The following is a 21,019-nucleotide window of genomic DNA, read 5'->3' as shown; positions in this document are numbered from 1 at the left end:
GGATAAGGCCCGGCGCCTTATCCGGGCCCCTTCCCCGCCTTTCATCCCGTCAGGGTCATGGAAAAGCGGATTGCGGGCATTTTCATAGTGTTAAGGCGCGTCGCGCTCTGTTAAGGTGGGGACATCGGTCAATTTGCCACCTTCACATGGATCCAGCGATAAGTTATTCATATGGAAAACCCCGCGCCCTTAACCTGTGCCTTATCTGAACGTGTCGCTACCGTCGGCGAAGGCATTAAAGACAGTCTCCCCATCGTCATCAGCTACCTTCCGGTGGCATTCGCCTTCGGACTGAACGCCACCCGGCTGGGGTTCACCCCACTGGAAAGCCTGTTTTTCTCCTGCATTATTTACGCCGGCGCCAGCCAGTTTGTGATCACCGCCATGCTGGCCGCCGGCAGTTCGCTGTGGGTCGCCGCCCTGACGGTGATGGCGATGGACGTCCGCCACGTGCTGTATGGCCCCTCGCTGCGCAGCCGCATTCATACCGCGCTGGACAAAAAGAAGACCGCCCTCTGGGCCTTCGGCCTGACCGATGAGGTTTTCGCCGCCGCCACCGCCAGGCTGGTACGCGACAACCGACGCTGGAGCGAAAACTGGATGCTCGGTCTCGCGTTTACCTCGTGGGCATCGTGGGTGTGCGGCACGCTGGCCGGCGCCTGGTCCGGCAACGGCCTGCTGGTGGATTATCCGGCGGTGGAAGCCGCGCTCGGCTTTATGCTGCCGGCGCTGTTTATGAGCTTCCTGCTGGCCTCTTTCCAGCGCCAGCAATCGCTGTGCGTCACGGCGGCGCTGGCGGGCGCGCTGGGCGGCATTCTGTTATTTTCCATTCCGGCGGCGATCCTCGCCGGAATTGTCTGCGGGTGTCTGACGGCGCTGGTCCAGGCCATGCTGAAGGGGATGCCGGATGAACAGTGAGGTCCTTCTGCTCGGAGTGATTGTCGGCGGCGTGAACTATCTGTTTCGTTATCTTCCCCTGCGTCTGCGCGCGGGTCATGCCCGGCCTGCCCGTCGTGGCCCGGTCAGCGTGCTGCTGGATACCATCGGCATCGCCTCGATTTGCGCGCTGCTGGTGGTCTCCAGCGTGCCGGAGATCCTCGCCGATGCCCATCGCCTGGCGCCGACGCTGATCGGCTTCCTGGTGCTGGGGGGCGCCTTCTGGAAAACCCGCAGCATTATTATCCCGACCCTGCTGTCGGCGTTGGCCTACGGTCTGGCCTGGAAAATCGCCAGCGGGCTCTAAGCTTTGCGTATCAATTTTGGTCAATAATTCATTTGATTTATTTGTCACAATAGTTATTATATCGGCTGTAATTAATGAGGTCATACCCAAATGGATAGTTCGTTTACTCCCATTGAGCAAATGCTCAAGTTCCGCGCCAGCCGCCATGAAGATTTCCCGTTCCAGGAGATTCTGTTAACTCGTCTTTGCATGCATATGCAAGGTAAGCTGCTGGAAAATCGCAATAAAATGCTCAAAGCGCAGGGAATTAACGAGACATTATTTATGGCGCTGATTACGCTGGAGTCGCAGGAAAACCACAGCATTCAGCCGTCCGAGCTGAGCTGTGCGCTGGGCTCGTCGCGTACTAACGCCACCCGTATCGCTGATGAACTGGAAAAACGCGGCTGGATTGAACGCCGCGAGAGCGATAACGATCGTCGCTGTCTGCATCTGCAGCTGACCGAAAAGGGCCATCAGTTTTTGCGTGAAGTCCTGCCGCCGCAGCATAACTGCCTGCACCAGCTGTGGTCTTCACTCAGCACCAGCGAAAAAGATCAGCTCGAACACATTACCCGCAAACTCCTGAGCCGCCTTGACCAGATGGAAGAAGAAGGCGTGCTGGCGGACTCTCTACGCTAAGGGCGGCGTCGCTCAGCCCATTTTTACGTTGCAAGGAAAACAGCCAGGCCAGCAGATCTCTGCTGGCCTTTCTGATAAACAGGTCGGCTCAGCCGATGTGAAATAATAAGATCGTGGAGAATAACATGAGCGCAAATGCGGAGAGCCAAACCCCGCAGCAACCAGGCAGCAAAAAAGGGAAGCGTAAAGGCGCCCTTCTGTTGCTGACATTGCTCTTCATTATTATTGCCGTGGCATATGGGATTTACTGGTTTCTGGTACTGCGTCACTACGAAGAGACCGACGATGCCTACGTGGCAGGGAACCAGGTACAAATTATGGCCCAGGTCTCGGGCAGCGTGACCAAAGTCTGGGCAGACAACACGGACTATGTGCAGAAAGGCGATCCGCTGGTCACTCTCGATCAGACCGATGCCCAACAGGCGTTTGAGAAAGCCAAAACGCAGCTGGCCGCCAGCGTGCGTCAAACCCGTCAGCAGATGATCAACAGCAAGCAGCTGCAGGCGAATATTGACGTCAAAAAGACCGCCCTCGCCCAGGCGCAGGCTGACCTGAACCGCCGCATCCCGCTGGGCGCCGCGAACCTCATCGGCCGCGAAGAGCTGCAGCACGCCCGCGACACCGTCGCCAGCGCGCAGGCCGAGCTTGACGTGGCGATCCAGCAGTACAACGCCAACCAGGCGATCGTGCTGGGTACCAAACTGGAACAGCAGCCGGCGGTGCTGCAGGCGGCGACCGAAGTGCGTAACGCCTGGCTGGCCCTGCAGCGTACGCAGATCGTCAGCCCGATTAGCGGCTACGTTTCCCGCCGCTCGGTACAGCCTGGGGCGCAGATCGGCACCACCACGCCGCTGATGGCGGTGGTTCCGGCGACCAACCTGTGGATCGACGCTAACTTTAAAGAGACCCAGCTGGCGCATATGCGCATCGGCCAGCCGGCCACCGTAATCAGCGACATCTATGGCGATGACGTGAAATACACCGGCAAGGTGGTTGGTCTGGATATGGGAACCGGGAGCGCCTTCTCCCTGCTGCCGGCGCAGAACGCCACCGGCAACTGGATCAAAGTGGTACAGCGCTTGCCGGTCCGCATCGAACTGGATGAAAAACAGCTGGCGGAACACCCGCTGCGCATCGGCCTCTCGACGCTGGTGGAAGTTAACACCACCGATCGCGATGGCGAAATGCTGGCAAGCCAGGTGCGGAGCTCCCCGGTCTACGAGAGCAATGCCCGCGAAATCGCTCTCGATCCGGTCAATAAACTGATAGACGAGATCATTCAGGCCAACGCCGGATAATTCGGGGTGAGTGTAATGCAACAGCAAAAACCGCTGGAAGGCGCGCAGCTGGTCATCATGACCATTGCGCTGTCGCTCGCGACGTTCATGCAGGTGCTGGATTCCACTATCGCCAACGTGGCGATCCCGACCATCGCCGGTAACCTTGGCTCATCGCTGAGCCAGGGGACCTGGGTCATCACCTCGTTCGGGGTCGCTAACGCCATCTCCATTCCGATCACCGGGTGGCTGGCCAAGCGCGTGGGCGAGGTGAAGCTGTTCCTGTGGTCCACCACCGCTTTCGCCATCGCCTCCTGGGCCTGCGGCGTCTCCAACAGCCTGACGATGCTGATCTTCTTCCGCGTCATTCAGGGGATTGTTGCCGGGCCGCTGATCCCGTTGTCGCAAAGTCTGTTGCTCAGCAACTATCCGCCGGCGAAACGCTCTATCGCCCTGGCGCTGTGGTCGATGACGGTGATCGTCGCCCCCATCTGCGGCCCGATCCTCGGCGGCTATATCAGCGATAACTACCACTGGGGATGGATCTTCTTTATCAACGTGCCCATTGGCGTGGCGGTGGTGCTGATGACCCTGCAGACCCTGCGCAACCGGGAAACCAAAACCGAACAGCGGCGTATCGACGGCGTCGGCCTGGCGCTGCTGATCATCGGTATCGGTAGCCTGCAGGTGATGCTGGACCGGGGTAAAGAGCTGGACTGGTTCTCCTCCAATGAAATTATCATTCTGACCATCGTGGCGGTGGTGGCGATAAGCTTCCTGATCGTCTGGGAGCTGACCGACGATAACCCGATTGTCGATCTGTCGCTGTTTAAGTCGCGCAACTTCACCATCGGCTGCCTCTGTATCAGCCTGGCCTACATGCTCTACTTCGGGGCCATCGTGCTGCTGCCGCAGCTGTTGCAGGAGGTCTACGGCTACACCGCGACCTGGGCCGGCCTGGCGTCAGCGCCGGTGGGGGTGATCCCGGTCATTCTGTCGCCGATTATCGGCCGCTTTGCGCATAAGCTCGATATGCGACGGCTGGTCACCTTCAGCTTTATCATGTACGCCGTCTGCTTCTACTGGCGCGCCTGGACCTTCGAACCGGGGATGGATTTTGGCGCCTCGGCGTGGCCGCAGTTTATCCAGGGCTTCGCGGTAGCCTGCTTCTTCATGCCGTTGACCACCATCACCCTCTCCGGCCTGCCGCCGGAACGGCTGGCGGCGGCGTCGAGCTTGTCGAACTTCACCCGTACCCTTGCCGGCTCCATCGGGACCTCGATCACCACCACCCTGTGGACCAACCGCGAGGCGCTGCACCATGCGCAGCTCACCGAATCGGTGACGCCGTTCAACCCCAACGCGCAGCAGATCTACGATCAGCTGCAGGGGATGGGAATGACGCAGCAGCAGGCGTCCGGCTGGATAGCGCAGCAGATAACCAACCAGGGACTGATTATCTCCGCCAACGAAATCTTCTGGATCTCAGCGGCCATTTTCATCCTGCTGTTGGGACTGGTGTGGTTCGCCAGACCCCCGTTCAGCGCCGGCGGCGGCGGCGGCGGCGCGCACTAAGCCTCACATTAAGGGACCTGCGGGTCCCTTTTTTACGGCGTCAGGTTGTCCAGTTCTCGCTAGTTTCTGTCTCGTTTGCGAAAGCCCGCCAGCCGGCGCTCGGGCAGGATAGAGGCTGACTATTAAGGAGAACACTATGCTGAGCCATCCTGCTGAAAAGTACCGTCCCTATCCGCCGATTACCCTGCCCGACCGCCGCTGGCCGGACCGGCAAATCAGCCACGCCCCGCGCTGGCTGTCGACCGACCTGCGCGACGGCAACCAGGCGCTGGCGGAGCCCATGGACAGCGCCCGCAAACTGCAGTTCTGGGATCTGTTGCTGGAGTGCGGCTTTAAAGAGATTGAGGTCGCCTTCCCTTCCGCCTCGCAAACCGATTTCAACTTTGTCCGCCAGCTGATTGACGAACAGCGCATCCCGGAGGAGGTCACTATCCAGGTGCTGACCCAGGCGCGGGACCCGCTGATCCTGCGAACCTTTGAAGCGCTGCGCGGCGCCCGCCGGGCCACCGTCCACCTCTACAACGCCACCGCGCCGCTGTTCCGCGAACTGGTTTTCGGCATGGACAAGGCCGAGGTGATCGCCCTCGCGACCCGCGCCACCCGGCTTATCCGCCAGCAGTGCGAACAACAGCCGGAGACCCGCTGGCAATATGAATATTCGCCTGAAACCTTCTGCTTCACCGAACCGGAGTTTGCGCTCGAGATTTGCGAAGCGGTGGCGGACGTCTGGCAGCCCTGCGCCGAGCGACCGATGATCGTCAATCTGCCGGCGACGGTGGAGGTCAACACCCCCAACGTCTATGCCGATCAGATCGAGTACTTTTGCCGCCACTTCTCCCGCCGCGGCGAGGTCTGCATCAGCGTGCATCCTCACAATGACCGCGGTACCGGCGTCGCCAGCGCCGAGCTGGCGGTGATGGCCGGCGCCGACCGGGTGGAAGGCTGCCTGTTCGGCAACGGCGAACGCACCGGCAACGTCTGCCTGGTGACGCTGGCGATGAACCTCTACAGCCAGGGCGTCGACCCTGAGCTTCGCTTCGAGCAGATGAACCGGGTGGTGGAAGTGGTGGAAAACTGCAATCAGATCCCCGTGCACCCGCGCCACCCGTGGGCGGGAAGTCTGGCCTACACTGCCTTCTCCGGTTCCCATCAGGATGCGATCAAAAAAGGGTTTGATGCCCGTCAGCCTGGCGACCCATGGCGGATGCCCTACCTGCCCATTGACCCGCAGGATATTGGCTGCAGCTATGAGGCGGTGATCCGCGTCAACAGCCAGTCGGGGAAAAGCGGCAGCGCCTGGCTTATCGAACAAAATCATGGTCTGAAGCTGCCCCGCGGGCTGCAGCAGGACTTCAGCCAGCACGTTCAGCAGGCCACCGATAGCGACGGCAAAGAGATGACCCACCATGCGCTGTGGCAGCTGTTCCGCACGCGCTACGGGCTGCAGGCGCAGCCTGCGCTGACGCTGGTCGATTATCAGAGCGCCAGCCAGCAGGATGGCCAGCTGTCCCTGCAGGGGACGCTACGTCACCACGGCGAAACCCGACGCCTGCAGGGCCAGGGCAACGGCCTGCTCTCCGCCGCCGCCAGCGGCCTCAGCGCGCTGTTTCGGCAGCCGTTTATGATCAAGGACTATCATGAGCATACCCTCGGCGCGCGCAGCGACAGCCGGTCGGTGGCCTATATCCGCTGCGTTTTTCCGCAAGGAGAAAGCTACTGGGGCGTGGGTATCGATAATGACGTGGCGCGCGCCTCGCTGCAGGCGCTGTGCAATGCGCTCAGCGCCGCCGATCAGGCCGGGGGACGAAAATAGTCGCTGGGGGCGACGCCCATCACCCGACGAAACATGGCGCTGAAGGCGCTGTGGCTGCCGTAGCCCAGCTCCAGCGCCACCCGCAGCACGGAGTGGCCCTGCGCCAGGCGAATCAGCGCTTCCATTAGCTTCGCCCGGCGCACCCACTCGCGCCACGTCAGGCTAGTCTGCTGCTGAAAATGGCGGTTCAGGGTTCGCTCGCTCATGCTGCACGCCTTCGCCGCCTGGCTGCTGCTCCAGACGTCGCCCGGCGCCTCGCGCACCTGCTGGCACAGCCGGCGCAGCGTTTCGCTTTGCGGCTCCGGCAGGCCAAACGGCAGGATCGCCATCCCGCGGATCTCATCGAGGATCAGCTCATAAATCCGTTCGTCGCGGCTGGCGGGGGCATAACGCTCGGCCAGCGCCAGGGAGGAGACAATCAGTTCCCGCAGCAGGGGCGTGATCTGTACGATCTGGCAGCCCGCCGGAAGATCGGCGCGCGCCAGCGGATCGATAAACAGCGTTCGCGCCGCCACGTTGCCGGTCATGCGCAGCGCGTGCGGCGTTCCCGCCGGCAGCCAGACGCCGCGTCCGGGCGGCACCACCCAGTAGCCTGCCGGCGTCGCCACCCGCACCACGCCGCTTAAAATATGCAGCAGCTGGGCGCAGTCATGCTGATGCCAGTCTTCCTGGTCACCGTGAGCATAATCATGGGCAAAGGGCACCAGCGGGCGGTGCTGAAAGGAGAAGGTGGTGGTCGTCGTCATGGCGGCGTCGGGAAAGCGGCCCGGCGACAGGCGTCGGGCCGCGGCGGAAGCACTAGATGTGCAGTTCCTGCAGTTTTTCTTTCGGCAACGCCAGTTCGTCGTTGCTGTTGATGCGCACATCGCGCTCGATGATATGACGAGCGATCTCCTGCGCCTCTTCCAGCGAGTGCATGGTGTAGGTCCCGCACTGGTAGACGTTCAGCTCCGGGATCTGGTTCTGATCTTTCACCTTCAGCACGTCGGCCATCGCCGCTTTCCAGGCGTCGGCGACGCGCTGCTCGTCCGGCGTACCAATCAGGCTCATATAGAACCCGGTGCGGCAGCCCATCGGCGAAATGTCGATAATTTCCACGCCATTCCCGTTCAGGTGATCGCGCATAAAGCCGGCGAACAGGTGCTCGAGGGTGTGGATACCGCGCTCCGGCATCACTTCCTGGTTCGGCACGCAGAAGCGCAGATCGAATACGGTGATTTCATCGCCATGCGGCGTGTTCATTTTCTTCGCGACACGCACCGCTGGGGCTTCCATTCGGGTATGGTCGACTGTGAAACTATCTAACAACGGCATTCGTCACCTCCGGGAGTGAATTTTTTTAAAATAAAATGAACTCTTTGTTCAGCCGCGAGTCTCAGTATATGAAAGACGCGCATTTATTATCATCATCATCCCTGAATCAGAGATGAAAGTTTGGCCACAGTGATGTGGCCTTTTTCTTTTCCAGCGCTTCGACCGCTACGCGTGCCGCGCCAACAGCGCCTCAAACGGCTCGCTGTCTTCCGCTTCTATTTTCTTCTGTCGCGCCACCGACGCGTCACGCTCGGCGATGAAATCTTCTTCGCTCAGGATCTCCAGCGGCTCTTCACGCAGCTGGGTCCGGTAACGATCGGCCAGCGCACGGCCGGTTCCACCAATCCCTTCTTCAATCATAGAACGCAGAATGCGGGCTGAGAAGGTTAATTCCGGATCGTCAAAACAGGCCAGCAGCTCATCGCAGACCTGTTGATAGGCCTCGCCGCCGTGAATGCTGTCCAGCGTCTGCGCTACACGGCGTAAATCGCGGAACAGATCTTTACCCACCTGCGCCAGCGGGAACTGCGCGCTTTCGCAGCCGATGCCCAACGTTAAGCCCGGCTTACGCCCTTCCAGAATCACCCGGTTCCAGTTGGTGCGGGTGCACAGTAGCTCATCGCTGCTCATCTCCGGCGCGTCGGCCAGCGCGCACCAGACCATAAACAGGTCGAGGAAACGCACCTGCTGGGCGTCAACGCCGATCGGCGAGAAGGGATTGATATCCAGCGAACGCACTTCGATATACTCAATACCACCGCGCAACAGCGCATCGGACGGGGTTTCGCCCCGACGGGTGACGCGTTTCGGGCGGATCGGCGCATAGAGTTCGTTTTCAATCTGCAGGATATTGCTGTTGATCTGCAGATACTTACCGTCTTTTTCCAGCCCGATTTTAGCGTACTCTTCCGACGGCGTTTTAATCGCGCGCTTCAATCCTGCCACATACTCGTGCAGATCGTTAAACGTAATTCCGAGATTGCTTTGCGACTTATTGGTATAACCAAGGTCGCTGAGGCGCAGCGAGGTGGCGTACGGCAAGTAATACATGCCGTTGCCCGTCTCCTCAAAGGGCAGCGTCGTCGGCTTTCCTTGCAGGAACGAAGCGCAAATCGCCGGCGAGGCGCCGAACAGATAGGGGATCACCCAGCCAAAGCGATAGTAGTTACGAATTGAGCGGAAATAGCCCGCCGAAATGGCCTCTTTACCACTCTCAGTGTCTTCCACACCACATTTAGCCTGCCAGAAGGCCATCGGTAGGGAGAAGTTATAGTGCACGCCGGAGATAGTCTGCATCAGCGCGCCATAGCGGTTCTTCAGCCCCTCGCGATATAGCGTTTTCAGGCGCCCCACGTTAGAGGTGCCGTACTGCGCCAGCTCAATATCCTGACCGGGGGCGATATAGCATGGCATACTCAGCGGCCACATCCGCTCATCACCGATCTGACGCGCGGTATAGCGATGGACATCGCGCATAAAGGTCAGCATATGCTCAATATCGCCATCTACTGGCGTAATGAACTCAAGTAAAGCTTCGGCAAAATCGGTGGTAATCCATTTATGCGTCAGCGCTGAGCCTAACGCCGGAGGGTGACCGGTCGTTGCAAGGGTGCCGTCTGCGTTCACGCGCAGCGTCTCCCGCTCCAGACCACGTTGAATACCCTGCAGGGCCTGCGGATGTTTTTCCAGCCAGGCCAGCGCCTGTGATACGTCCGGGATCAATTTGACCTCCCGCCTGTCGAAATCGTTTGAATAAGCATAATTGTAATGGATGAACTATCAGTCCAATTAGTGCCACCACGTCATGCCCTGAAGCGTCGCTGCCGCAATGACGATATAGCGCAGCGCCTTTCCAAGGCATAAGAAAAAGAGTACCGGTCCCCAGGAAATGCGCATCCATCCCGCCAGCAAACACAGTAAATCGCCGACAACCGGCGCCCAGCTTAGCAACAGCGTCACCGCGCCGTAGCGCTTAAGCCAGCCGGCCGCCCGCTCCTGCCAGCGCGAGGTTTTACGCAGCGGAAACAGGCGCCCCAGAATAACGTTAGTTACCCCTCCAAGGCTATTGCCGATTGTTGCTATTAATACTAACCACCACGGATGACTAACCCCCGTAAGAAGCATCGCAACCAGCACAACCTCCGAATTGCCGGGAAGTAGCGTGGCGCTTAAAAAGCTACTGGCAAACAGCGAGAGGAGTGACAGCGCATCGCTCACAGCAAACGCACGTCTACAGCGTCCATTCCCGCGCGCTTCGCTGCCTGCAGACCAAAGTCGGCATCTTCGAAGACCACGCATTTTTCCGGCGCGACGCCCATGCGCTCGGCGCACAGCAGGAAGGTATCGGGCGCGGGTTTATGGTTGACCACATGATCGGCCGCCACCACCGCGGAGAAGTAATGACGCAGGCCCAGGTGCGCCAGCAGCGCTTCGGCGACGGCGCTTTCGCTACCGGTGCCGACCGACATCGGGCGACGGCCGTGCCACGCCTTGACCACCTCGATCAGCGGCAATGGACGTACGCTGTCCAGCAGCATCGCCTTAACGGCCAGGGTTTTTTCCTGCGCCAGGCGATGTGGATCGAGATCCGCCTGGTTGAGTTCAATAATCGCCTGGGCAATCCGCCAGGTCGGTGAGCCATTGAGGGCAACCATCGCCTGTTCGTCGAAACGCATACCGTAGCGGCCCAGCACCTCATTCCATGCCTGACGATGGGTCGGCTCGGTATCGAGGATAGTGCCATCCATATCAAAGATCAGTCCTGCGTAACCTTCGTACATCGTCTTCTCACCAACCGGTTAATGAATGGTTACTGTAACGCAAAAGCCGGTCGTTGTCGCGGCCAGCGGCGCAGACGACAAAGGCGCCCACAGGCGCCTTCAGGCATCAGACCGGATAGGCGGCCTTATTTAATTCGAAGATCGTTTTCGACCATTCGCACGCCCTGCACCCGACGGGTGACTTCCACCGCCCGTTTAGCGCTTTCCGCGGAGGAGACAAATCCGCTCAGTTGGACGCGGCCTTTAAAGGTCTGGACGCTGATTTCAGAGGACTTGATGTCTTTATCGTTAAAGAGCGCCGTTTTCACCTTGGTGGTCACCACGGTATCGTCAATATAGCCGCCCGTACTCTCCTTTGTAGCCGATCCCGCACAGCCAGCGAGGGCAGTCGCCACCAGCAGCGTTGCGCAAAAAGCAGGTATTGCTTTGAACCATTTCATGGATTTCTCTCCTTGCATTTATCTCAGCCTGATAACGCTGATATACAAGGATAAATTATAGTGGAAAGCGCGGCTTGCCAATAAAAAAGTCAGGATGAAACTGGCGATGGAAAACGCGGTTATCGGGATGGCGAGGGAAGCGTGAAGAGGGTGCCGTTGCTTACGCAACGTTATCCGCCCTGGTGCTGGCGATAATTTCGCAGACCATGAAACAACATTTTCGCTGTTACTAAGGAGAAGGCTGTTGCTAAGGAGAATATGGTGCATCCGGGAGGATGACTCGGCTGCGCCTCGCCCTTCGGGCCGTTGCTTACGCAACGTTATCCTCCCTGGTACTGACGATAAATTCGCAGACCATGAAACAACATTTTCGCTGTTGCTAAGGAAAATATGGTGCATCCGGGAGGATTCGAACCTCCGACCGCTCGGTTCGTAGCCGAGTACTCTATCCAGCTGAGCTACGGATGCATCGGGAAAGCGATTGTACTGCGGGGTTACTCTCCTGGCGCTGGCGATAATTTCGCAGACCATGAAACAACATTTTCGCTGTTGCTAAGGAGAATATGGTGCATCCGGGAGGATTACTCGGCTGCGCCTCGCCCTTCGGGCCGTTGCTTACGCAACGTTATCCTCCCTGGTACTGACGATAAATTCGCAGACCATGAAACAACGTTTTCGCTGTTGCTAAGGAGAATATGGTGCATCCGGGAGGATTCGAACCTCCGACCGCTCGGTTCGTAGCCGAGTACTCTATCCAGCTGAGCTACGGATGCATCGGAATAACTAGTTTACTACAGAATTCATCTGAATAATCAGAATCAGGCAAGAATGGTGCATCCGGGAGGATGACTCGTCTACGCCTCGCCCTACGGGCCGTTGCTTACGCAACGTTATCCTCCCTGGTGCTGGCGAAAATTTCGCAGACCATGTAACAACGATATTGCTGTTACTAAGGAGAATATGGTGCATCCGGGAGGATTCGAACCTCCGACCGCTCGGTTCGTAGCCGAGTACTCTATCCAGCTGAGCTACGGATGCATCGGGAAACTTGCTTTACTACGCGTCAGTGTCACAACTAACACATGCCACACTGAGTATGACGGCCTAATCGGTAGAGTGACTCGATTATGCCTCGCACTGCGGGCCGCTGCTTTCACAGCGTTCTTCTCTCTTCATTCAGAAAGAATGATGGTGCATCCGGGAGGATTCGAACCTCCGACCGCTCGGTTCGTAGCCGAGTACTCTATCCAGCTGAGCTACGGATGCAAAATGGCGGTGAGGCGGGGATTCGAACCCCGGATGCAGCTTTTGACCGCATACTCCCTTAGCAGGGGAGCGCCTTCAGCCTCTCGGCCACCTCACCACACACGCCTCTTTCGAGTGCTTCGAAGAACTTGTTTCTGCTCTTCGTCGCTGCGATGGCGCACATATTACTTTCTGGTACTTATAAGTCAAACACTTTTTCGAGACCTTTTTTCGTTTGCACACTTCGCACGCAATTCGCGTGCAAAAACGGCAAAAAGGGCAATTTATCAACAGGAAATCAGCCCTGACGCAGGCATAACGCCAAACGACCAAAGCAGCAAAGGGTGATGAAAAGCGGTATGGCGCAGGGGAAAAAACAGAAAAAGGGAAAAAGCGACGGTAAGTGATGCGCCTCACTGAACAGCGAGGCGCGGAAACCTTAGTAACTGGACTGCTGGGATTTTTCAGCCTGAATACGCTGGTAGATCTCTTCACGGTGAACAGATACTTCTTTAGGGGCGTTTACGCCAATACGAACCTGGTTACCCTTCACCCCTAAAACTGTCACAGTGACCTCATCTCCAATCATGAGGGTCTCACCAACTCGACGAGTCAGAATCAGCATTCTTTGCTCCTTGAAAGATTAAAAGAGTCGGGTCTCTCGTATCCCGGCATTATCCATCATATAACGCCAAAAAGTAAGCGATGACAAATACCTTGCGGTATAAGCAGTCATGGCATCACATTCTGTTAAACCTAAGTTTAGCCGATATACACAATTTCAACCCGACTTTATCGTTATCGGTGTTTCTCGCGCAAGGTGCCATTTCCCTGAGGTTACGGCACTTATACCCGTCATACTTCAGGTTGCATGTGTGTTGGCTTTCCTCGCTCCCCCAGTCACTTACTTGAGTAAGCTCCTGGGGATTCGCTGCGTCGCCGCCTTCCTGCAACTCGAATTATTTAGGGTATATGCGCTTATAGTTATTACAGTTTTGCGCTGACCCAGCCTTTCACACTGGCTAACGCTGCAGGGAGAGCAGACGCATCGGTACCACCGGCCTGCGCCATATCCGGACGACCGCCCCCTTTACCGCCCACCTGCTGAGCGACCATACCAACCAGCTCCCCTGCCTTCACGCGATCTGTCACATCCTTAGACACACCGGCAATCAGGGAAACTTTACCGTCTGCGACCGTAGCCAACACCACAACCGTCGAACCCAGCTGGTTCTTCAGGTCGTCAACCATGGTACGCAGCATCTTCGGCTCCACGCCGGCCAGTTCGCTGACCAGCAGCTTAACGCCGTTAATCTCTTCCGCTTTGCTGGAGAGGTTTGCGCTCTCCTGCGCCGCAGCCTGCTCTTTCAGCTGCTGCAGCTCTTTTTCCAGCTGACGGGTACGCTCCAGCGCGGCGCGAACTTTCTCGCCGAGATTGTGGCTGTCGCCCTTCAGCAGCTGTGCGATATCGCTGAGCTGATCGCTCTGCGCGTGCAGCATGGCTATCGCGCCCTCACCAGTCACCGCTTCGATACGGCGCACGCCAGCGGCGGTACCGGACTCAGACGTGATGCGGAACAGGCCGATATCACCGGTACGCGCCGCGTGAGTCCCGCCGCACAGTTCAGTGGAGAAGTCGCCCATCTGCAGCACGCGGACGCGGTCATCGTATTTCTCGCCGAACAGCGCCATGGCGCCGGATGCGCGCGCGGCATCGATATCCATAATGTTGGTTTCGATAGCCAGGTTACGACGGATCTGCGCGTTGACCAGATCTTCCACTGCACGAATCTCTTCCGGCTTCATCGCTTCGAAATGCGAGAAGTCAAAGCGCAGCGCTTTATCGTTGACCAGCGAGCCTTTCTGCGCCACATGGGTGCCGAGCACCTGGCGCAGCGCCGCGTGCATCAGGTGCGTCGCGGAGTGGTTCAGACGGATACGCTGACGGCGAGCCTCGTCCACATCGGCCTGCACCGCGTCGCCCACTTTCAGGGAGCCGCTGGCGACTTTACCGATATGACCAATGGCCTGGCCGTACTTCTGCGTGTCGCTGACCGCGAAGGAGAAGCCCGCACCTTTCAGTTCGCCTTTATCGCCCACCTGGCCGCCGGACTCCGCATAGAACGGGGTCTGGTCGAGGATCACCACCGCTTCCTGACCCGCGCTGACGCTATCCACCGCTTTGCCGTCGATAAACAGCGCCGTCACTTTGCCGTTCAGCTCCAGACGATCGTAACCTTTAAATTCAGAGGCGCCGTCAACGCGGATCATCGCGTTGTAGTCCGCGCCGAAACCGCTGGACTCGCGCGCGCGGCGGCGCTGCTCTTCCATGGCGGCCTCAAAGCCGGCTTCGTCAACCTTGATGTTGCGCTCGCGGCAGACGTCCGCGGTCAGGTCGACCGGGAAGCCGTAGGTGTCGTACAGACGGAAGGCGGTTTCGCCATCCAGGGTGTCGCCTTTCAGCTTCGACAGCTCTTCATCCAGCAGCGCCAGTCCGCGCTCCAGAGTACGGGCGAACTGCTCTTCTTCGGTTTTCAGCACCTGCTCAACCTGAGCCTGCTGCTGCTTCAGCTCTTCGCCGGCGGAGCCCATCACGGCAATCAGCGGGGCAACCAGTTTCCAGAAGAAGGTGTCCTTCGCGCCCAGCATGTTGCCGTGACGGATCGCGCGGCGAATGATGCGACGCAGCACGTAGCCGCGGTTTTCATTCGACGGGATAACGCCGTCAGCGATCAGGAAGGCGCAGGAGCGAATGTGGTCGGCGATAACGCGCAGCGACTTGTTCGTCAGATCGGTGGCGCCGGTGACTTTCGCCACGCTGGCGATCAGATCGCGGAACAGGTCGATGTCATAGTTGGAGTTAACGTGCTGCAGCACCGCGGCAATACGCTCCAGGCCCATACCGGTGTCGACGGACGGCTTCGGCAGCGGCTCCATGGTGCCGTCAGCCTGACGGTTGAACTGCATGAAGACGATGTTCCAGATCTCAATGTAGCGGTCGCCGTCTTCTTCCGGGCTTCCCGGAGGGCCGCCCCAGATGTGATCGCCGTGGTCAAAGAAGATTTCGGTGCACGGGCCGCACGGACCGGTGTCGCCCATCTGCCAGAAGTTGTCTGAAGCAAACGGCGCGCCTTTGTTGTCGCCGATGCGGATGATTCGCTCGCGCGGGACGCCAACTTCATTGGCCCAGATGTCGAATGCTTCGTCATCGGTCTCGTAAACGGTGACCCACAGCTTCTCTTTCGGCAGCGCGAACCAGTTCTCACCGGTCAGCAGTTCCCACGCGTATTTGATGGCATCCTGCTTGAAGTAGTCGCCGAAGCTAAAGTTGCCCAGCATTTCAAAGAAGGTGTGGTGGCGCGCGGTGTAACCGACGTTTTCCAGATCGTTGTGTTTACCACCCGCACGCACGCAACGCTGCGCGGTGGTCGCACGCGAATAATTACGTTTGTCGAGACCAAGGAAGACATCCTTGAACTGGTTCATCCCTGCGTTGGTAAACAGCAGGGTCGGATCGTTGTGCGGCACCAGGGAGCTGCTGGCAACTACCTGATGTCCCTTGCTATGGAAAAAGTCGAGAAACGCCTGACGGATCTCAGCGGTGCTCTTGCTCATAATTATCCTGAAATCAAGCTACACGTCATCCTTCAAGTCGCCTCTGTCCTGGCTGCGCTTGCTCTTCCGGCACCGAACTGACGTGCGCTGCGGAAGATAGTCTCTCTTGCCGCCCTGATGCAGCTTGAATGATTTTGTGTAAAGGAATAATCGCCCAGGACGCTGCCTGCACTGTCACAACCAGCGGCCCGACGGAATAAAGTGGGAATAAGATAAGTTTTCTTTACGGCGAAGTAAAATCCCGGATGGGTCAATCTGCAAAATTTCGCCAGATTTCCTGGATATCTTCCATCAGGTAGCCACGGTACAGCAGGAATCGCTGGATTTTCACTTTTTCAGTAAAGGCGGATGGTAACGGTTCACCGTATTTACGCTGCGCCTGCGCCCTGGCAAGGCTCACCCAGTCGATATCGCATTCGCGCATCGCCTGTTCAACGGCCTGGCGCGCAATGCCTTTCTGGCTGAGCTCCTGACGAATGCGCGCGGGGCCATAGCCTTTGCGGCTCCGGCTGGCGATGAACTGGCCGACAAAACGATTATCGTCGAGATAGTGGTTTTCGATACACCAGGCCACCACCTGCTCCAGCTCTTCAGGGGTGACGTCCAGCGCCTCGGGGCCGTTTTTGCTCATCACCGGAGCGGCCAGTTTGCGCCGCAGCTCCTGTTCGCTGTGGTCGCGCATCGCCAGGATACGGATAGCGCGGTCCAGCAGACGAGCATAGCCGGATCGGCGTGATGAAGGTTCAGTCACAGGCACCTCAATAATCTAAGAAAAGCAAAAGGGCCGCATAAGCAGCCCTTTATCACTCTGTTAGACGATATCAGAAATCTTGTTCCGTTTCTTCTGCGTCGTTGCCGTCAACGGCGAAGTCCGGCGTAGAGTCCTGGTTGTTGAGCAGCAGTTCGCGCACTTTCTTCTCAATCTCTTTCGCCGCCGCCGGGTTCTCTTTCAGCCAGGTGATAGCGTTCGCTTTACCCTGACCAATTTTGTCGCCGTTGTAGCTGTACCAGGCGCCCGCTTTCTCAATCAGCTTCTCTTTCACGCCGAGGTCAACCAGCTCGCCGAAGAAGTTGATGCCTTCGCCGTAGAGGATCTGGAATTCAGCCTGTTTGAACGGCGCCGCAATCTTGTTCTTCACTACTTTGACGCGGGTTTCGCTGCCGACGACGTTATCGCCCTCTTTCACCGCGCCGATGCGACGGATATCCAGACGCACGGAGGCGTAGAACTTCAGCGCGTTACCGCCGGTGGTGGTTTCCGGGTTACCGAACATCACGCCGATTTTCATACGGATCTGGTTGATAAAGATCAGCAGCGTGTTGGACTGCTTCAGGTTACCCGCCAGTTTACGCATCGCCTGGCTCATCATACGCGCCGCGAGGCCCATGTGAGAGTCGCCGATTTCGCCTTCGATTTCCGCTTTCGGCGTCAGCGCCGCGACGGAGTCGACGACGATAACGTCAACCGCGCCGGAGCGCGCCAGCGCGTCACAGATTTCCAGCGCCTGCTCGCCGGTATCCGGCTGAGAACACAGCAGGTTGTCGATATCCACGCCCAGTTTGCGCGCATAGACCGGATCCAGCGCGTGTTCCGCATCGATGAACGCACAGGTTTTACCTTCGCGCTGCGCTGCGGCGATAACCTGCAGCGTCAGGGTGGTTTTACCGGAGGATTCCGGCCCGTAGATCTCGACGATACGGCCCATTGGCAGACCGCCGGCGCCCAGCGCGATATCCAGAGAAAGCGAGCCGGTGGAGATGGTTTCTACGTCCATAGAACGGTCTTCACCCAGGCGCATGATGGAGCCTTTACCGAATTGCTTTTCGATCTGGCCCAGTGCAGCCGCCAACGCTTTCTGTTTGTTTTCGTCGATCGCCATTGTTACTCCTAATCATGCAGGGTGAAGCCTGTTCGCTTCGCCGTTAATATTTGTTCAGTTGAGGCAATTATACTGTATAGTCATACAGTATCAAGTCTTTTGTAGAAATTGTTGCCAGAGCAGATTGAGCGCGTAGGCCGTCGCCTGACGACGCACCGCTTCGCGGTCTCCGGCAAAGCATTCCCGCCGCGTCACCCCTTGCCCGCTGACGCTGGCGACGCCAAACCACACCGTCCCGACCGGCTTTTCGTCGCTGCCGCCATCCGGCCCGGCGACGCCGCTTACCGAGATGGCATAGTCCGCGCGCGCGGCGCGCAACGCGCCGATCGCCATCTCCACCACCACCGGTTCGCTCACCGCGCCGTTGTCCCGCAGCGTCGCTTCGCTGACGCCGATCATTTGCGATTTGGCCTCGTTGCTGTAGGTCACAAAACCGCGTTCAAACCACGCTGAGCTGCCGGCAATATCGGTGATGGCTTTCGCTATCCAGCCGCCGGTGCAGGATTCCGCCGTGGTCACCGTCGCGCCCTGCGCCTTCAGCGCCCGGCCGACCTTCTCGCTTAGCTGCATTAATTCTGAATCGGTCATTATCGCCCCGCTTTGCTCCGGATAAAGAGGCCATCAAAGATAGCACTTTCCACAGAGATATGGGGACGAGGTGTGGAATTTACGAGGGGACATCCAAAATGAATCATCCCGGCGGCGCCGGGATGAGAAATTGCACGACTACTTCATGCTGGCGGCGATCAGCGCCACGTTATGACGCATCATTTTGACATAGCTATCCGCGACGCCACCCGGGGCGGAGAGCGCCTCAGGATAGAGTTCTCCGCCGGGCTGCGCGCCGGTGGCGCTGGCGATCTGCTTCACCAGTCGCGGGTCAAGCTGGTTCTCCATAAACCAGGTATGGACGCCGTCCGCGTTGATTTGCTTAATCAGCGCCGCCACCTGCGCCGCGCTGGCCTCGCTCTCTGAAGAGAGCCCCTGCGGCGCGAGGAAGGTCACGTGATAAGCGCGGCCAAAATAGCCGAAGGCGTCATGGCTGGTGAGAACTTTGCGCTTTGCCTGCGGAATGGCGCTGAACTGCCCTTTCGCCCAGCCGTCGAGGGCCGTCAATTGCTCGATATAACGCTTGCCGCTGTTCGTCAGCGCCGCTTGATCTTCCGGGTCGGCTTTCACCAGTCCATCGAGGATATTCTGCGCATACAACGCGCCGTTCGCCGCGCTGTTCCAGGCGTGGGGATCGGTCACCGTTTTGCCATCTTCATCGAGGGTATGGGTCTTGACGCCCTTCGACGCCACCACCAGCTCGCCCTTAAAACCAGAGGCCTTAATCAGGCGATCCAGCCACCCTTCCAGTCCCAGACCGTTAACCACCACCACGTCGGCCTTGCTGAGCAGCGCGCTGTCCTTCGGCGACGGCTCGAAGGTGTGCGGATCGCCATCCGGGCCGACCAGGGTATCCACATGAACATGCTCCCCGCCGACCTGCTGCACCATATCACCCAGCACCGAAAAACTGCTTACCACATTCAGCGTTTTCGCCATCGCCCCCTGCGCCATCAGGCCGAAGGCCAGCGCGACCACTATTGCACTACGTTTCATCATTTCCTTACCCCATCAATTTGCGCCAGCCGACCAGCAGCCGGCTGCGCGTGCCAAAAAACAGCGAAATAAAAAACAGCGCGCTGGCGGTCAGCACGATGGCGGGCCCGGCGGGAAGACTGGCCGCCCAGGAGAGACTCAAACCCAGCCAGGCGCAGAGCGCGCCGGAGAGCGCCGCCAGCAGCAGGATGCCCGGCAGCGTTCGCGCCCAGCAGCGCGCGGCGACCGCCGGCAGCATCATCACCCCTACCGCCATCAGCGTGCCGAGTACCTGAAACCCCGCCACCAGGTTAAGCACCAGCAGCGCCAGAAAAAGCCCATGCAGCAGCGCGGGCAGCCGGCGGTGATTCACCTGCAGCCAGGCGCTGTCGAAAGCCTCGCTGACCAGACCGCGGTAGCACAGCGCGATGCACAGCAGCGTCAGACTGGCGACGCCGCTGACAAACAGCGCCGCGTCACGGTCTACCGCCAGAATGGAGCCAAACAGCAGATGCAGCAGGTCGACGCTGGAGCCGCGCAGCGACACCAGGGTGACGCCCAGCGCCAGCGATCCCAGATAAAATCCGGCAAAGCTGGCGTCCTCTTTTAACGGCGTCCGCCGGCTCACCCATCCCGCCACCAGCGCGACCGCGATGCCGGCGACAAAGCCGCCCAGGGTCATGGCCAGCAGCGACATGCCGCTCAGCAGATAGCCCACCGCCACGCCGGGGAGAATGGCGTGCGACAGCGCGTCGCCCATCAGGCTCATGCGCCGCAGCAGCAGGAAGACGCCCAGCATGGTGGTGCTTAGCGACAGCGCCAGACAGACCACCAGCGCCCGGCGCATAAAGCCGAATTCAATAAAAGGCTGAAAGAAGGTGTGCCAGATCATGCCGACCTCGCCTGGCTGAAGGCCGGGAGAACCGCCCGGGTGGCGCCCCAGCAGGCGCGCCGGGGGGTCAGCAGCAGCGTCTCCGGGAAAAAGTCGGCTACCCGCTGGTTATCATGCAGCACCGCCAGGATGGTCTGCCCCTGCCGGTGCATGTCGAGGATCAAATCCATCAGTTCGCAACTGGTCGCTTCATCAATGCCGGTGAAGGGCTCGTCGAGCATCACCAGCGGCGCCTGCTGCACCAGCACCCGGGCAAACAGCATGCGCTGAAACTGGCCGCCGGAGAGCGCTTCGATCGGGGTTTTCGCCAGGCTCGCCAGCCCGACCCGCTCCAGCGCCGCGCCGATGCGTCGCCGGGTATCGCCGCCCAGACCGCGCAGCAGCGACACGCCGGGCCATGCGCCCTGGCTCACCACATCCTGCACGTTGAGAGGAAACTGCGACTCGAGGGCATGGCGCTGCGCCAGCCAGCCAATCACCGGCCGCTTTCCCTGCCAGCGCAGACAGCCACTGACCGGCGGAAGAAACCCGGCGAGGGTTTTCAGCAGAGTCGATTTTCCGCAGCCATTGAGGCCAACGATTGCCGTCAGGCTGCCGGGGCATATCATCCCGCTCAGCGGCGGGGTGATCGCCACCCCGCCATAGCCGGTTACCAGTTGTTCCAGTTCAATCATGGCAGCGTCACCGCCCACCAGGTCGCCAGCCATAGCGCCGCCAGCAGCGTTCCCGCGATGGCCAGG

The 21,019-nt window shown here is 59.1% G+C and carries 20 protein-coding genes and 5 tRNA genes; 6 read left to right on the top strand and 19 right to left on the bottom strand.

Annotated features, from left to right (window positions below):
* The first annotated feature begins 171 nt into the window (after positions 1-171).
* The 6 genes from MKR05_RS11030 (at position 172) to leuA (ending at position 6,529) form a co-directional block, all read left to right on the top strand.
* On the top strand, positions 172-918 hold the full coding sequence (locus tag MKR05_RS11030) for an AzlC family ABC transporter permease (RefSeq protein ID WP_023290756.1): 747 nt from the start codon (positions 172-174) through the stop codon (positions 916-918).
* The gene (gene ygaH, locus MKR05_RS11025) at positions 908-1,243 is read left to right on the top strand and encodes an L-valine transporter subunit YgaH (RefSeq protein ID WP_004205699.1); all 336 of its coding nucleotides are present in this window, start codon (positions 908-910) and stop codon (positions 1,241-1,243) included. Before MKR05_RS11030 ends, ygaH begins: the two co-directional genes overlap by 11 nt.
* Before the next feature lie 90 nt (positions 1,244-1,333).
* Positions 1,334-1,864 (top strand): transcriptional repressor MprA, encoded by a 531-nt coding sequence (gene mprA / locus MKR05_RS11020; protein ID WP_002914337.1) that lies wholly within the window; start codon positions 1,334-1,336, stop codon positions 1,862-1,864.
* A gap of 125 nt (positions 1,865-1,989) precedes the next feature.
* Positions 1,990-3,162, top strand: coding sequence for a multidrug efflux MFS transporter periplasmic adaptor subunit EmrA (emrA, locus tag MKR05_RS11015; protein ID WP_004205697.1), 1,173 nt, complete (start codon positions 1,990-1,992; stop codon positions 3,160-3,162).
* 15 nt (positions 3,163-3,177) lie between these two features.
* Entirely contained in the window at positions 3,178-4,716 is a 1,539-nt protein-coding gene (gene emrB / locus MKR05_RS11010) for a multidrug efflux MFS transporter permease subunit EmrB (RefSeq protein WP_002914342.1), read from the top strand.
* Between the two features lie 136 nt (positions 4,717-4,852).
* Positions 4,853-6,529, top strand: coding sequence for a 2-isopropylmalate synthase (leuA, locus tag MKR05_RS11005; protein WP_238875130.1), 1,677 nt, complete (start codon positions 4,853-4,855; stop codon positions 6,527-6,529).
* Here leuA and MKR05_RS11000 read toward each other — a convergent pair.
* From MKR05_RS11000 to MKR05_RS10910, 19 genes are all read right to left on the bottom strand, one after another.
* The gene (locus MKR05_RS11000) at positions 6,508-7,275 is read right to left on the bottom strand and encodes a helix-turn-helix transcriptional regulator (RefSeq protein ID WP_032456498.1); all 768 of its coding nucleotides are present in this window, start codon (positions 7,273-7,275) and stop codon (positions 6,508-6,510) included. The two genes, leuA and MKR05_RS11000, sit on opposite strands and share 22 nt — an antisense overlap.
* 52 nt (positions 7,276-7,327) lie before the next feature.
* Positions 7,328-7,843: an S-ribosylhomocysteine lyase gene (gene luxS, locus MKR05_RS10995; protein WP_004205694.1), complete on the bottom strand. Its 516-nt coding sequence runs from the start codon at positions 7,841-7,843 to the stop codon at positions 7,328-7,330.
* A 165-nt stretch (positions 7,844-8,008) separates the two neighbouring features.
* A complete protein-coding gene (gene gshA / locus MKR05_RS10990; protein WP_064155053.1) occupies positions 8,009-9,565 on the bottom strand; it encodes a glutamate--cysteine ligase in 1,557 nt (518 codons plus the stop codon).
* A 66-nt stretch (positions 9,566-9,631) separates the two neighbouring features.
* Positions 9,632-10,060, bottom strand: coding sequence for a YqaA family protein (locus MKR05_RS10985; protein WP_023290761.1), 429 nt, complete (start codon positions 10,058-10,060; stop codon positions 9,632-9,634).
* Positions 10,057-10,623: a fructose-1-phosphate/6-phosphogluconate phosphatase gene (yqaB, locus tag MKR05_RS10980; protein ID WP_004205690.1), complete on the bottom strand. Its 567-nt coding sequence runs from the start codon at positions 10,621-10,623 to the stop codon at positions 10,057-10,059. The genes MKR05_RS10985 and yqaB overlap by 4 nt, the downstream gene beginning before the upstream one ends.
* Positions 10,624-10,748: 125 nt before the next feature.
* A complete protein-coding gene (locus MKR05_RS10975; protein ID WP_004205689.1) occupies positions 10,749-11,063 on the bottom strand; it encodes a BON domain-containing protein in 315 nt (104 codons plus the stop codon).
* Positions 11,064-11,454: 391 nt separating this feature from the next.
* A tRNA-Arg gene (locus tag MKR05_RS10970) sits at positions 11,455-11,531 on the bottom strand.
* Positions 11,532-11,759: 228 nt separating this feature from the next.
* A tRNA-Arg gene (locus MKR05_RS10965) sits at positions 11,760-11,836 on the bottom strand.
* Positions 11,837-12,024: 188 nt separating this feature from the next.
* A tRNA-Arg gene (locus MKR05_RS10960) sits at positions 12,025-12,101 on the bottom strand.
* 151 nt (positions 12,102-12,252) lie between these two features.
* Positions 12,253-12,329: transfer RNA gene (locus MKR05_RS10955), tRNA-Arg, on the bottom strand.
* A 4-nt stretch (positions 12,330-12,333) separates the two neighbouring features.
* Positions 12,334-12,426: transfer RNA gene (locus MKR05_RS10950), tRNA-Ser, on the bottom strand.
* A 321-nt stretch (positions 12,427-12,747) separates the two neighbouring features.
* Positions 12,748-12,933: a carbon storage regulator CsrA gene (gene csrA / locus MKR05_RS10945; RefSeq protein WP_000906486.1), complete on the bottom strand. Its 186-nt coding sequence runs from the start codon at positions 12,931-12,933 to the stop codon at positions 12,748-12,750.
* 362 nt (positions 12,934-13,295) lie between these two features.
* Positions 13,296-15,923, bottom strand: a complete 2,628-nt coding sequence (alaS, locus tag MKR05_RS10940) for an alanine--tRNA ligase (RefSeq protein WP_032453813.1) — start codon at positions 15,921-15,923, stop codon at positions 13,296-13,298.
* 250 nt (positions 15,924-16,173) lie between these two features.
* Positions 16,174-16,674 (bottom strand): recombination regulator RecX, encoded by a 501-nt coding sequence (gene recX / locus MKR05_RS10935; protein WP_101996172.1) that lies wholly within the window; start codon positions 16,672-16,674, stop codon positions 16,174-16,176.
* 70 nt (positions 16,675-16,744) lie between these two features.
* Positions 16,745-17,803 (bottom strand): recombinase RecA, encoded by a 1,059-nt coding sequence (gene recA, locus MKR05_RS10930; RefSeq protein ID WP_004205686.1) that lies wholly within the window; start codon positions 17,801-17,803, stop codon positions 16,745-16,747.
* A gap of 90 nt (positions 17,804-17,893) precedes the next feature.
* Complete coding sequence (pncC, locus tag MKR05_RS10925; protein WP_032453814.1) at positions 17,894-18,391, bottom strand: nicotinamide-nucleotide amidase; 498 nt, start codon at positions 18,389-18,391, stop codon at positions 17,894-17,896.
* Positions 18,392-18,529: 138 nt separating this feature from the next.
* The gene (locus tag MKR05_RS10920) at positions 18,530-19,408 is read right to left on the bottom strand and encodes a metal ABC transporter substrate-binding protein (RefSeq protein ID WP_032453816.1); all 879 of its coding nucleotides are present in this window, start codon (positions 19,406-19,408) and stop codon (positions 18,530-18,532) included.
* A gap of 7 nt (positions 19,409-19,415) precedes the next feature.
* Positions 19,416-20,279 (bottom strand): metal ABC transporter permease, encoded by an 864-nt coding sequence (locus tag MKR05_RS10915; RefSeq protein WP_023290767.1) that lies wholly within the window; start codon positions 20,277-20,279, stop codon positions 19,416-19,418.
* Positions 20,276-20,986 (bottom strand): metal ABC transporter ATP-binding protein, encoded by a 711-nt coding sequence (locus MKR05_RS10910; RefSeq protein WP_075206823.1) that lies wholly within the window; start codon positions 20,984-20,986, stop codon positions 20,276-20,278. Before MKR05_RS10910 ends, MKR05_RS10915 begins: the two co-directional genes overlap by 4 nt.
* Positions 20,987-21,019 lie beyond the last annotated feature (33 nt).

Origin of the sequence: Klebsiella sp. K5-204, assembly GCF_030128585.1 — a bacterium.
Taxonomy (GTDB): Bacteria; Pseudomonadota; Gammaproteobacteria; order Enterobacterales; family Enterobacteriaceae; genus Klebsiella; species Klebsiella quasipneumoniae.
This window is presented reverse-complemented; position numbering and strand designations above follow the sequence as displayed.